The sequence below is a fragment of the Kitasatospora phosalacinea genome (assembly GCF_000717185.1).
GTDB lineage: Bacteria > Actinomycetota > Actinomycetes > Streptomycetales > Streptomycetaceae > Kitasatospora > Kitasatospora phosalacinea_A.
The window spans coordinates 1-12,163 of sequence record NZ_JNYE01000004.1; the positions used below are offsets into that span (position 1 = coordinate 1).

Annotated in this window: 12 protein-coding genes and 1 pseudogene; 9 read left to right on the forward strand and 4 right to left on the reverse strand. The window is 75.2% G+C overall.

Annotated features, from left to right (window positions below):
* Positions 1-418: 418 nt before the first annotated feature.
* The 4 genes from OO57_RS02630 to OO57_RS02645 all read left to right on the forward strand — a co-directional run bounded on the left by OO57_RS02630 (position 419) and on the right by OO57_RS02645 (position 3,201).
* On the forward strand, positions 419-1,435 hold the full coding sequence (locus OO57_RS02630) for an ROK family protein (RefSeq protein ID WP_234337192.1): 1,017 nt from the start codon (positions 419-421) through the stop codon (positions 1,433-1,435).
* Between the two features lie 138 nt (positions 1,436-1,573).
* On the forward strand, positions 1,574-2,206 hold the full coding sequence (locus OO57_RS43495; RefSeq protein WP_033250606.1) for a DUF6368 family protein: 633 nt from the start codon (positions 1,574-1,576) through the stop codon (positions 2,204-2,206).
* Between the two features lie 131 nt (positions 2,207-2,337).
* Positions 2,338-2,595 carry a helix-turn-helix domain-containing protein gene (locus OO57_RS43500; RefSeq protein ID WP_033250607.1) on the forward strand — a complete coding sequence of 86 codons (258 nt, stop codon included), beginning with the start codon at positions 2,338-2,340 and terminating at the stop codon, positions 2,593-2,595.
* 207 nt (positions 2,596-2,802) lie between these two features.
* The gene (locus OO57_RS02645; RefSeq protein WP_033250608.1) at positions 2,803-3,201 is read left to right on the forward strand and encodes a DUF1992 domain-containing protein; all 399 of its coding nucleotides are present in this window, start codon (positions 2,803-2,805) and stop codon (positions 3,199-3,201) included.
* A gap of 82 nt (positions 3,202-3,283) precedes the next feature.
* On the opposite strand, the gene OO57_RS02650 is transcribed toward OO57_RS02645, so the two are convergent.
* Complete coding sequence (locus tag OO57_RS02650; protein ID WP_033250697.1) at positions 3,284-3,700, reverse strand: MerR family transcriptional regulator; 417 nt, start codon at positions 3,698-3,700, stop codon at positions 3,284-3,286.
* 379 nt (positions 3,701-4,079) lie between these two features.
* Between OO57_RS02650 and OO57_RS45075 the strand changes: the two are divergent.
* Both OO57_RS45075 and OO57_RS02660 read left to right on the forward strand, forming a co-directional pair.
* Positions 4,080-4,431, forward strand: a pseudogene (locus OO57_RS45075) (sodium-independent anion transporter); the annotation flags it as partial.
* A 202-nt stretch (positions 4,432-4,633) separates the two neighbouring features.
* The gene (locus tag OO57_RS02660) at positions 4,634-5,335 is read left to right on the forward strand and encodes a hypothetical protein (protein WP_033250610.1); all 702 of its coding nucleotides are present in this window, start codon (positions 4,634-4,636) and stop codon (positions 5,333-5,335) included.
* A gap of 23 nt (positions 5,336-5,358) precedes the next feature.
* Here the strand turns inward: OO57_RS02660 and OO57_RS02665 are convergent, their stop codons facing one another.
* The 3 genes from OO57_RS02665 to OO57_RS39065 form a co-directional block, all read right to left on the reverse strand.
* Entirely contained in the window at positions 5,359-6,159 is an 801-nt protein-coding gene (locus OO57_RS02665) for an SDR family oxidoreductase (protein ID WP_081973416.1), read from the reverse strand.
* Between the two features lie 48 nt (positions 6,160-6,207).
* Entirely contained in the window at positions 6,208-7,497 is a 1,290-nt protein-coding gene (locus OO57_RS02670; protein ID WP_033250612.1) for a cytochrome P450, read from the reverse strand.
* Between the two features lie 156 nt (positions 7,498-7,653).
* The gene (locus OO57_RS39065; RefSeq protein ID WP_033250613.1) at positions 7,654-9,237 is read right to left on the reverse strand and encodes a hypothetical protein; all 1,584 of its coding nucleotides are present in this window, start codon (positions 9,235-9,237) and stop codon (positions 7,654-7,656) included.
* 655 nt (positions 9,238-9,892) lie between these two features.
* On the opposite strand from OO57_RS39065, the gene OO57_RS02680 reads away from it, so the two are divergent.
* From OO57_RS02680 to OO57_RS02690, 3 genes are all read left to right on the forward strand, one after another.
* Positions 9,893-10,531 (forward strand): hypothetical protein, encoded by a 639-nt coding sequence (locus OO57_RS02680; RefSeq protein WP_033250614.1) that lies wholly within the window; start codon positions 9,893-9,895, stop codon positions 10,529-10,531.
* A 155-nt stretch (positions 10,532-10,686) separates the two neighbouring features.
* Positions 10,687-11,490 (forward strand): DsbA family protein, encoded by an 804-nt coding sequence (locus tag OO57_RS02685; protein WP_033250615.1) that lies wholly within the window; start codon positions 10,687-10,689, stop codon positions 11,488-11,490.
* Between the two features lie 4 nt (positions 11,491-11,494).
* Entirely contained in the window at positions 11,495-12,109 is a 615-nt protein-coding gene (locus tag OO57_RS02690; protein ID WP_033250616.1) for a vitamin K epoxide reductase family protein, read from the forward strand.
* The last annotated feature ends 54 nt before the right edge of the window (positions 12,110-12,163 follow it).

Here is a 12,163-nt window from a genome sequence, read left to right on the forward strand (position 1 = left end):
TCCCGCCGCCACCACTGCTGCTACAGGCAGTGAGCACCACCATGGAAGCGGCCCCGACGGCCAGCCATCCTCTGCGCATCTCGCTCATCCTTCACGCTGATCGTTCGTGTGACACGGGGGAAGCGACAGCCGACAGGGCGTGACCGACCTTCCAGGCTGCTTGGCTGCTTAACGTAGACGTCACATCCCGGCCATGTCCATAGAGCGGTCAACATTGATATCCACGAGTTTTGTTGCCGAACAAGGCTCGGTTTACTAAAACTTTGCTTAACGAGATGGCCGATCAGGTTCGTTATCGGACCGCGACCGGGAATCGCTGGACAACGTTGTCAGAGCGAGTCAGAATCACCGGGTACGACCCGGCAGCGCCCTGCCCAGCACCGTGGCGCTCCCCTGCCACACCCGCGGAGACGTCACAATGAGTTACGACATGGCCGGTACCGCCGTCGCAGCCGGACCCCACGGGTCCACGCCGGACGGCGCCCCCGCCCCCGGGCCGCTGATCGCGGCCCTCGACATCGGCGGCACCAAGATCGCCGGAGGGCTGGTCGGCACCGACGGCACCCTGCACCACCAGCTCCAGGTGCCCACCCCCGCCACCGGCGACCGGCACGAGCTGATGACCGCCGTCGACCACGTCCTCGACGACCTCGCCCGCCATCCCCACTGGCCGCACGTCCAGGCCCTCGGCATCGGCAGCGCCGGGCCCGTCGACACCGCCCGCGGCACCGTCAGCCCGGTCAACATCCCCGGCTGGCGCGACTTCCCGCTGCGCGACGAGACCGCACAGCACCCCGCCGCCGCCCACCTGCCGATCACCCTCGGCGGCGACGCCGTCGCGATGACCGCCGCCGAGCACTGGCAGGGCGCCGCCCGCCCCTACCGCAACGCCCTGTGCCTGGTCGTCTCCACCGGCGTCGGCGCCGGACTCGTCCTCGACGGCGCCCTGCACCCCGGCACCACCGGCAACGCCGGGCACCTCGGCCACATCACCGTCGACTACAACGGCCGCCCCTGCCCCTGCGGCTCACGCGGCTGCCTCGAAGGCCTCGCCTCCGGCACCGCCATCGCCCGCACCGCCGCCGAACTCGGCTGGCGCCCCGGCCCCGACGGCGACACCACCGCGGGCGCCGTCGCCCGCGCCGCCCACGAGGGCGACCCGCTCGCCCTCGCCGCCTTCGACGCCGCCGCCCGCGCCCTGGCCGCGGGCATCGCCGCCACCGCCACCCTGGTCGAACTCGACGCGGCCGTCGTCGGCGGCGGCGTCGCCAAGGCCGGCCGCGTCCTGTTCGACCCGCTCGCCCGCCACCTCGCCGACTACGCCACCCTCGCCTTCACCCGCCACCTCACCCTCCACCCCGCCCGCCTCGGCACCGACGCCGGCCTCATCGGCGCCGCCGCCCTCGCCCTCCCCCACCTCCCCGCCCACCCCTGAGCCCCGGGCCCCGGCCCCTGCCCGCGCCCTGCCCCGCACCCAGCGGGGGCGGGGCGCGACGGCAACGCTCGGACCGCACGGAGTCGGTGCGGAAGAATCGAGCGGTGGCGGAGCGGGTCGAAACACTAGGCTTCCGGCATGTCCGGTCCGACGCTGGTGATCGATTTGGCGGAGCCCGTCCCCCCGCCTGCACTGCAGGAGTTCCGCGCCTTGATGCTGGGGCTCGCCTCCCGCTTCGTGGAGGAGCGCCCCGGGTTCTTCGACGTCAACGTGCCCGCCGAGCGACTGGGTGTCGTGGACGGCCGGGAGGAGGACCGGCGAGAGCCGTTTCCGCTCCCCCTCCTCGGCGGTACCGCCGTGGATGACGGACTCGCGGCCCTGGTGGGATTCGATCCGCAGCGCGAGGACCGGCATCGGCCTTTCCTCGTCTACCTGATGGGGCCTGGCATCGGTGACGAGGACGTCTTCACGGCCGAGCACGAGGCCGAGCCCGAGGTGGAGGCCGTCCTCGGCTTCAGGCCGACCCATGCCGTCAACGTCAGCGCCTGCTGCAACGGCGGGACCGACCACGTGGCGACAGCACTGCTGACCGCCGCCGTCATGGACGTCATCGGCGGTGTGGCCAAGGCCGAGCTGCTGGACGGGCAGGCGTCGGTCGTCGCCGACCTCCCGGGAGTGCTGGGGATCACGGACGACGGGTGGACGGTGCTGGGCACGGCGGAGTTCTTGCGGGCCTGGGCCGGGCACCCCGGCTTCCGGCTGCTCAAGTAGCGCGGGCCTTTCCCGCTGCGGGGCCGAGAAGCGCCGACACGTTGGGAACCGAAGCCGCAACGTGCGGGCTGAGCGGCGCCGCCGCGCACAACGTCGCGCAACATCGCGCACCGGCAGGGGAAGGGGCGGCCGTGGGCTGGCAGGAACGCGAGGTGGCCCCGCACCGGAGCGCCCGGCACTTCTACGGCGCCGAGACGCGACGGCTCCGCACCGACCGGGGCTGGGCCCCGGCCCGGCTCGCCGGGGAGGTCCGCTTCTCCCCGAGCACGCTGTCCCGGGTCGAGGACGGCGACATCAAGGTCCCGGGCGGCCCCGTCCTGGAGTTCGCCCCCGCCGCCTGGGCCGCCTTCGTCACCGCCACCACCGCCGGACGGTTCGACACCGCCTGATCCTCCGCCCCGCCCCGCCCCACCCCACCCCACCCCACCAGCTTCCAGCCCGGGCGCGGGGAACCGGGCGCGCCCCTCGTCCTCCGCGGCTGCGCCCCTTTCCCTCCGCGCTCCCCGTCCCCGGCCCCCGGGCGGGCGGGGGCTCCCGTAGGATCGGGGGGACGAGCCTTCTGCTGGGCGCCCCTGCTGGTACGGGAGGACCACCGCATGACGGAACGCAAGCCCCCCGGCGTGACCTTCGAGAGCTGGGTCGACCGGCAGATCCGCGAGGCCGCCGAGCGCGGCGCGTTCGACGACCTGCCGGGGACGGGCAAGCCGCTGGCCAACGAGGACCAGCCGTACCACGAGATGTGGTGGATCCGGGAGAAGATGGAACGCGAGGGCCTCTCCTACCTGCCGCCGTCCCTCGCCCTGCGGGCCGAACTCCGGGAGGCGCTGGACACCGCCCGGCTGGCCCCCACCGAGCCCCTGCTGCGCAGCCGCCTCGCCGACGCCAACGCCCGCATCGAGGCCGCCCTGCGCCGCCCGGTCGAGGGCCCGCCGCTGGGCCTGTCCCCGGTGGACGTCGAGACGGTCGTCACCGAATGGCGCCACACCCACTCCTGACCGTCTGCCCCCTGACCGGCTGGTTCCTGGCCGGCTGGTTCCTGGCCGGCTGGTTCCTGGCGCGCCGAACCGTCCCGCGCCCTCAGCCTCCGGCGAGCCCGGCCTGCGCGTCCAGACGGGTCCGCAGGTCGTGCGCGAACTCCTCGGCGCGGGCGAGTTGGACGCGCAGGCGGTCCACCTGTTCGGCGGCGGAGCGTTCGTAGCCGCGGACGAGGGCGAGCAGGGCGGGGCGTCCGCCGGTGGTCCCGTCGCCGGGGTCGTCGTAGGGGCCGTCGGCGTCCAGGCGGTCGGTGGCGTCGAGGAGTTCGCGCATCTGGTCGAGGGTGAAGCCGAGCGGTTTCATCCGGCGGACCACCATCAGGCGGGCGACGTCGCGTTCGGTGTAGAGGCGGAAGCCGCCGCGGGAGCGGGCGGAGGGGACGACCAGACCGGTCTCCTCGTAGTGGCGGATGGTGCGCAGGGAGAGTTCGGTACGGGCGGCGACCTCGCCGATCTGCATGTGCCCGCCCTTGCCCCCGCTGCCGCTCCCGTTTCCGCTGCCGCTTGCGTCCTCGGCCCGGTTCCTGTCCTCGTCCACGCTGCGCCTTCCTCCGCTCGCCGGGCAAACCCTACCCTCACGTCAGGGTAGGGTTCGGGTCCTTCCTCCATTCTCCCCCGTCCGCACCCCGCTCCGTCCGCCTGCCCGCCTGCCCGCCTGGTGCTCCGGTCCGAAGATCGGGCTGTTCGCGTCGGCGCCGATGGCCGTGACCATCTCGGCGGCGACGGGCGCGGTGGCGCTGGTGACCGGGCCGTCGAACCGGGAGCACGGCCTCGGCCACCCGGCCTCCCTGGCCTGGCTGCTGGAGCTGACGCATGTCCCGTGGGCGGTGCACCCGCTGCTGCCGGGCGCGTTCCTGCTGCTCCGCCTGGTCTTCGGGCCCCGTGGTGTCGCACATCCCGATGGCCGCGCTGGTCGCCGTCGTGGTGACGGTCCCCTTCGACACCTTCGACTGGCACTCGGTCGCCCCCGCACCCCTGCGCCGCCTCCCGGCCGGTGAGCTGGCCGTCACCGCGGTGACGGTGGCCGTCGACCTGTCCGCCGCCCACGTCCGGGACGCCTCCTCGGTGGCCGCCCTCCACACCGTCCGCGCCAAGTACGCCCGGCGCGGCAAGACCGTCGAGATCACCGGCCTCAACCACCCGAGCGCGGCCCTGCACGAGCGCCTCGGCGGCGAACTCGCCGTCGCGCACCGAAGAATCGGGCCGTTCCGGACGGCCACGTCCGGTCCCGCGCCCGAATCCGCACCCGAATCCGCACCCGGAAGCCTCCCCGCCCGCTGCGGCCTGCGACGGTTCGTGGGCACCGGGGTCGGCGACGGCCCCGGCCGGGGCGGCGGTAGGGTGCTCGCGGACATCAACCGGAAGATCGCATTCCGATACGCGAGGGGGCACCGTGCCGAGCACCGAGCAGGACGGGAAGAGACCGGAGTCGCTCGACAGCCTGCGGTCGATCTGGGCGGCGGGCGGGCAGCCGCAGCCGGTGCCGCCCTGGTACCGGCGGCTGACGCGCGTACAGGTTGGCGTCGCGGCGGGCTGCCTGGCCGCGCTGCTGGCGGGGTACCTGGCGATCCGGTCGGTGGACTCCGGCACGGTACGGCACGAGGTCGCGCTGCCCTCCGAGTTCGCGGGCCTGCCCCGGGTCGCCGAGGCCCAGGACCTGGCCACCCTCCGGGCCTCCTACGAGCGGCAGGACGCCAGGCACTACGTCCCGTGGAAGGTCCAGGTGCAGGGGTACGGGCAGCCGGGCGCCACCGGTCTGTGGGAGAGCGAGCTGGTGGCCGTGGCGATGGAGAGCCGGGGCTCGGTCCCGGACGCCTCCCGGGCCGCGACCGAACTGCTCGGCGGCTACTCGCCCGACGGCGGTTCGCTGCGCGACGGCACCCCGGTCGACGGGATGCGGACCTACCCGCCCGGCCCGCTGAACGGCGCGCTCGCCTGCGCGACGCTCGGCGGGCCCGGGGAGGAGTACGCCGCCTGCGCCTGGGCGGACGGCAACACCATGGGCGTCCTGTTCGACCGGACCGGCGAGCTGACCGCCGAGCAACTGGCCGCCCGCACGAGCGAGTTGCGCACCGTGACCGAGCAACCCGCCTGAAGCCCGGCCTCCTTCTGGTCTGGCTACTTCAACCCGCCGCTGCTCTGCAGGAGTTGGCCGTTGACCCACTGGCCCTGCGGCGAGCAGAGGAAGTCGACCAGGTGGGCGGCGTCCCGCGGGGTGCCGAGCCGGCCCAGCGGGGTGTACGCCACCATGTCGGCCCGGTGGGACTCGCTCATCCAGCCGGTGTCGGTCGGGCCGGGGTCGACCGCGTTGGCGGTCACGCCGAGGTGGGCGAGTTCGCGGGCGGCCGCGCGGGTGATCCGGTCGAGGGCGCCCTTGCTGGCCCCGTAGGGGAGGTTGCCGACGGTGTGGTCGCTGGTCAGGGCGACGATCCGGCCGGTGCCGAACTCGCCGGTGAAGCGCAGGCCGAACTCGCGGATCAGCAGCCAGCTCGCCCGGGCGTTGACCGCGAAGTGCCGGTCGAAGCTCTCCACCGTGGTCTCGAGCAGCCCGGAGTCGACGGACTCCGCGTGGCTCATCACCAGCGCGGTGACGGGGCCCAGCCCGGCCTCGACCCGGTCGAACAGCTGCCCGGGGGCGGCCGGGTCGGCCAGGTCGGCGGGCACCGCGAGGTGCCGCGCCCCGTGCGCGCCGATCAGCGCGCCGACGGCCTCCACCGCCCCGTCCTCGACGCCCCAGGTCATCCGGGTGTCGTACGGCGTCCAGTAGCTGTACGCGATGTCCCACCCCGAGGCGGCGAGCCGCTCGACGATGCCCGCGCCGATGCCGACCGTCCGGCCGACGCCGGTGACCAGGGCGATGGGGCGGGCGGGGCGGGTCGGCTCGTGCGTCGTCTCTTCCACGGCCGCCGATCCTGACAGTTGGTCAGCCCGCCTGACAAACCGTTTTCCCCGTCCTCCCCCTACTCCCTACTCCCCTTGCCCCCCTTCGGCGTGCAGCCGGGCCCGGACCGGCCCGTCGGGGTGCACGGTGAGCCGGTACGCGGTCTCCGCGGGTGCCTCGGTGATCTCCACCCGGTAGGCGGGCAGCAGTTCCTCCAGCAGCAGCACCATCTCGCGGACCGCGAACTGCGCCCCCAGGCAGGCCCGCGGCCCGAGGCCGAACGGGAAGTACGCGCCGGGGGCGGGCCGCCGCTCGGCGTCCAGGAAGCGCTGCGGGCGGAACTCCTCCGGCTCCGGCCACAGTTGCGGGTCGCGGTGGGTCAGGTGGGGGGAGAGCAGCACGGTCGTCCCGGCCTCGATCGGGAAGCCGTCCAGCACCCCGTCCTCGGCCGCGTAGCGGGGCATCAGCCAGGCGACGGGGTACAGCCGCAGCGTCTCGTCGACCAGGGCCCGGATCGCGGCCGTCCGCTCGGCGGACCCGGCGGGTCCGGCGGCCAGGGCCCAAGCCCGCTGCTCGGGGTGGGCGTCGAGCAGCAGGAACAGCCAGCTGAGCGCGGTGGCGGTGGTCTCGTACCCGGCCACCACCAGCGTCATCAGCTCGTCGCGCACCAACCGCTCGGTGTAGTCGGGCAGTTCGGCGGCCGCCCGGAGCAGGACCTGCACCAGTCCGGGCTCCTCGGCCTCCCCGGCCAGGGCGATGGCGTGCTCGGCGACCCGGTCGACGTGCTCGTTGGCCTCGGTGAAGTCGACGACGGCGTCACCGGTGGCGGGCGCGAACGCGGGGATCGCGGCGAAGCCCTCGCTGGCGGCGGCCAGCCGCCGGTGGGTCTCCGGGTCGAGCGGGTGCGCGGTGAGCGAGCGCCAGATCACGTCCAGCGAGAAGTACCGCAGGTCGGCGTCGATCTCCCGGGCCTCCCCGCTGCGCGCCGCCTCCCGCCAGCGCGCGGCGGCGGCCGCCACCCCGGCGCGGATCTGCGGCTCGTACGCCCGGATCCCGCGGCCGGTGAACTGCGGCTGCAGCAGCTTGCGTTGACGCCGCCACGGCTCGCCCGCGGCGCACAGCAGCCCGCTCCCGAGCAGCGGCTTGACCCGGTGCCCGCGCTTGACGTACTCGTCCGGCTGCTTGGCCAGCACCTGCTGCACCTGGGCCGCCCCGGTGACCAGGACGACCTTCCGCTCCCCCAGCCTGAACCCGGCAACCGGCCCCAACTCCCGCGCGGCGGCCATCAGTTCGACCACCTTTCCGCCCCCGGCCCGCCAACGGGCGAACGCCTCGGCGTCGAGTTCGGGAAGGACACTGGTCGCGGCCGTGGCCAAGGCGCTCTCCTGCCGTGCGGGGCTGCACTGTACGGACACCGACCACCCTAGTGCCGCGTCAGGCAACCTTCGCCCGTCCCGCCGCCCCACCGGGAGCCCGCGGGGCGCACCCCGCGCACCCCGCGCACACCGGTCGGCAGCTCGGGAGCCCCGGCGCTACTCCCCCAGCACCTCGTCCAGCAGTGCGTGCAGCCGCTCCTCGCCCAACTGCGGGTTGGCGGCAGCCCCTTCGCGCAGGTCCGGGTCGGCGAGCAGTTCGGCGGCCCGCTCCGGCCCGAGCCGCGGGTTCGCGGCGGCGGCCAGCCGGACGGTGCGGTGCGGGTCGGCCAGCAGCACCTCCGGGTCGCCGTCGAACTCCGGGTCCGCGGCGGCCAGTTCGCGCACCTGGTGGTCGGCGTGGCGGGCGAGCCCGACGGGCAGCCCGGCCCGCGGGAAGGCGGGGCGCAGCCGCAGGCGCTCCCGCTCCCCGAGGTGGCGGAGGTAGGCGTCCAGCAGCAGCGCGGGCGGCGCGCCGAGGTGGTGCAGGGCGAGCAGGTCGCGCACCTGCTCGTCCTCGTCCGCGGCGAGTCGGCGGACCGCCGGTCCGTCCAGGTGGGGGCAGGTCGCGGCGGCCCGGCGCAGCAGCGGCAACGGCGAGGCGGCGCAGGCCTGGTACCACTCGACCGCGGGGGCGTCGAGGGGTTCGTCGACGGTCCCGAAGTCGATCCGCCGGTACCCGTGCGGGCTCTCCCGGGGCGTGGTCTCGTCCAGCACCCGTCCGCGGGCGGGGTCGCGCGGGGCGGGGTCGGCGGCGGCCCGGGCGGCGACCACCGGGTCGGGGTCCGCGGCGAGGAGGCCGATCAGGTCGGGGGTGAGGGCGGGGTGCCCGGCCAGCCGGTGGCGCACCCCGGGGTCGGGGTCGGCCGCGAGCTGCGCCATCAACTCGGGGGTGAGCAGAGGGTGTCGGGCGGTCACCGCGCGGACGCCTGGGTCGACGTCCGCGGCGAGGGTGCGCACGGCCTCCGGCGGCAGGTGCGGGTTGCGGGCGAGCGCCGGGAGGAGGTCGCGCTCGGCGAGCGCGTCGGCGAGCACCTCGGGCGGCAGGACGCTGACCTGGTAGAAGTAGTACCGCGCCCGCTCCGAAGTGGCCTGCTCCTCCCACTCCTGGGGCGTCAAGTGCCTCGGGCCGACGGCGCGTTCGGCCGCGGCCCGGACGCCCGGGTCGGGGTCGGCGAGCAGCGCGGCCCGCTGCGCCGGTGGCAGTGCGTTGATGTACGGGCAGACCTGGCGCCGCAGTTCGGGTTCGGGGTGGTCGGCCATCCGGCGGCGGAAGGCGTTCGGGAGCACGCCCATCGTGTGCACCTCGCTGAGGATCTCGTCGCGGGTGAGCAGTTCCGTCTCCCGTGGGAAGGTGCCGAGCAGCACCAGCTCGACCGCCTCGTCGGGCAGCGGCCGCGGGCGCAGCCGGACTCTCCGGCCGGCCACCGCCTGGAGCGCCACCAGGTCCACCGGGTCACGGGCCAGCCGCAGGCAGTGCGCGTCCGCCAGCCAGGGGTTGCCCGCCACCCCGCTGCGCACGCGCCGTTCGGCGCTGTCGAGCGCCAGGTCGACGAAGTCCGCGGGCAGCGGCCGCAGCCCGAACCCGGGCCAGGCGGGCCGCCCGGCGGGAACGAGCAGTCTGCGCAGCACGGCCGTCCCGGCAGCGGGGTTGGCCGCGATCCCGCGCAGCAGGTCGGCGTGCGGTGCTTCCCCCTCGGTCACCGCGCCATGGTGCCACACCGGTCGCCGGTCGCGGGTGGTCGGCCGCCGGCCACCGGTCGCGGGTGGTCGGCGGGCTCCTCGCTGCCGTGCGGCACGAGGCGGGCCGGGGCGGTGGCGCAGGAGGGTGACGACCGGGCCGACGGCGAAGAACGCGGCAGCCCGCGAGGTGGTCGGCGGCGGCGGTGGCGCGGGTGTCGAGCAGGACGGCGCCGACCACCACGCGAACCCACCCCCGCTGCTCGCGCTGCGCACCCGCGCCCGGGGCGCTCCCGACGGCCGCCGGGTCGGACGATCGCACCACGTCAGCCTCCCGTTCGGGCGCACCCCGACCGTCCGGGCCGGGCCGCCGAGAACCGCGCCGCGACCGGAACACCGTCCGCCGCCCCTCCCACCGCTGCCCCCGGCTGCCTCCCACCGCCGCCGCGCCCATCGCCGTGACTGCCGCCACGACCGCCGCCGCGGGTGAGAGATGTCTCAGCGCGCCCCGGCAGCCCGGCGGAATACGCCGCGGCCGCCGGGCGCCGGGCCCCGCGTCACCCGTGTCCCACCCGCCCCACACCCCCTTTATGCAGGGCTTATTCACGGATCGGGCGGTCGCGGCGGGGACGGTTGGACCCTCGTCCCCGGGACCTTCGGCGTGCCATACTCCAACACCATGACCGGCATCCACGCGACCAAGGCCCTGCGGGGCGCGGTGTTCACCGCGCTCGCCGTGCCGCTGGCCGCGTTCGGTCAGGTGGCGATCACCGGGCGCGCCCTGCCGCTCGTCCTGGTCGCGGCGGCGAGCGTCGCGGTCTTCCTGCTGGCGGTGCTCCTCGACGGGGCGCGCCGCCGCTTCCTGCTGCTGTCCTCCGTGCTGGTGCCGGTGGAACTGCTGCTGAACACCGCGTTCAACCTCGGCCAGGACGCCTGTGCGCGGCCCGCCCGGGGCGTGGACCTGCTGGTCTGCGGCGGCGACTCGGTGAGCGGCTCGGAGCTGTTCGCGCAGTGGACGCACGGCTCGGCGGGCCTGGTGCGCCTGCTCGTGCTGGCCGTGCACCTGGCGCTGGCACTGGCCGCCGCGGCCTGGCTGCGGCTCGCGGACGCGGCGGTCGCCGGTGTCGCCGAGGCGCTGACCGCCCTGGCCCGCCTGCTGCCCGCCCCGTGGCGCGCCCTGCTGCTGGCCGCCCGCCCGGGCTGCCCGGCCGCGCTGCTGCCGTCCCCGGGCGCCGAGCCCGCACCGCGCCGTCCGCAGGCGCTCCTCCGCTCCCCCGCTCCGCGTCGCGGTCCCCCGCAGCCGGCCTTCGCCAGCTGACGGACCGTCACCCGGACGCGTTCCGTCCCGGGCGCCCGCGCGCGCCCCTCCCCTTCCCGAACCAGCACCCCGCCGTGCCGCGCCCCGCCCCGCCCCCGTCCTCGTACGGGCCGCGCCGGGCGCCGCCGCGAGGTGCCGAGGAGACGACGGACACCATGACCAGCACCCCGAAGAACCAGCACCCCGCCCCCCGCAGCACCGCCCGCGAGCGCATCGATCAGGCCCGGCAGGCCGAGGCCCGGACCGCCCGGCGCCGCCGCGGCCTGACCGTCGGCGTGTCGATCGCCGCCGCCGTGGCCGTGGTCGCGGGCGGCACCGCCCTCGCGGTCTCCACCGGCGCGAAGGACGACGGCTCCTCCGCTTCCGCCGTCGCGCCCGCCCACGCCTCCGCCACCGACAGCACCGTCGTCGTGTACGGCAGGGCCGACGCCCCGCACACCCTGTCCGTGTACGAGGACTTCCGCTGCCCGGTCTGCCAGGCCTTCGAGACCTCCGCCGGGAAGAGCGTCCAGCAGCTCGCCGACCAGGGCGACTACAAGATCGAGTACCACCTGGCCACGTTCCTGGACGACAACCTGGGCGGCACCGGCTCCAAGGCCGCGCTGGCCGCGGCGGGCGCGGCGCTGAACGAGGGCGTCGACAAGTTCAAGGCCTTCCACGACGTCCTGTACGCCAACCAGCCCGCCGAGACCGAGGACGGCTTCGGCGACGTCAACCACCTGCTCGACCTGGCCGGCCAGGTGCCCGGCCTGAAGACCGAGGCCTTCACCAAGGCCGTCACCGAGGGCACCTACAAGGGCTGGGCCGCGAAGGTCTCCACCGCGTTCAACAAGAGCGGCGTCTCCGGCACCCCGACGGTCGAGCTGGACGGCAAGCGGCTCTCCGTGATCGGGCAGGACGGCAAGCCGCTCACCGGCGAGCAGTTCACCGCCCTGGTCCGGCAGACCATCGGCGGGTGACCCGGTGACCACCCCCACCACCACCGCCCGCACCCCCGTCCCCGCCACCCGCGGCTACTCCTGGCTGCTGCTGGTCACCGGCCTGATCGGCCTGGCCGCCTCCGCCGTCCTCACCCTCGACAAGCTCAAGCTGCTGGAGGACCCGGCGTACCGGCCCAGCTGCAACATCAACCCGGTCATCAGCTGCGGCTCGATCATGCGCACCGCCCAGGCCGAGGCCTTCGGCTTCCCCAACCCCCTGATCGGCCTGGCCGCGTTCGGCGCCCTCGCCGCCATCGGCGCGGGCCTGGTCGCGGGCGCCGCCCACCGCCGCTGGTTCTGGCTCTCCCTCCAGGCGGGCACCCTGCTCGGCCTCGGCTTCGTCGCCTGGCTGATCGACCAGGCCCTCTACGAGATCGGCGCCCTCTGCCCCTACTGCATGGCCGTCTGGGCCGTGGTCATCACCGCCACCTGGTACACCACCGTCCACAACCTCCGCACCGGCACCCTCCCCGCCCCGCCCCTCCTGCGCCGCCTCGCCGCCCTCCGCTTCCAGTGGCTCGTCCCGGCCGCCGCCTGCCTGGTGATCGCCCTGCTGATCCTGAACCGCTTCTGGTACTACTGGTCGACCCTCCTCTGACCGCCCCGCACGCACCAGCGCCCCACCTGTGCATTCGCAGGTGGGGCGCTGCTG

Coding starts and splice junctions, on each gene's coding strand:
- OO57_RS02630 (WP_234337192.1), top strand. CDS start 419: ATGAGTTACGACATGGCCGGTACCGCCGTCGCAGCCGGACCCCACGGG.
- OO57_RS43495 (WP_033250606.1), top strand. CDS start 1,574: ATGTCCGGTCCGACGCTGGTGATCGATTTGGCGGAGCCCGTCCCCCCG.
- OO57_RS02645 (WP_033250608.1), top strand. CDS start 2,803: ATGACGGAACGCAAGCCCCCCGGCGTGACCTTCGAGAGCTGGGTCGAC.
- OO57_RS02650 (WP_033250697.1), bottom strand. CDS start 3,700: ATGCAGATCGGCGAGGTCGCCGCCCGTACCGAACTCTCCCTGCGCACC.
- OO57_RS02680 (WP_033250614.1), top strand. CDS start 9,893: ATGACCGGCATCCACGCGACCAAGGCCCTGCGGGGCGCGGTGTTCACC.
- OO57_RS02685 (WP_033250615.1), top strand. CDS start 10,687: ATGACCAGCACCCCGAAGAACCAGCACCCCGCCCCCCGCAGCACCGCC.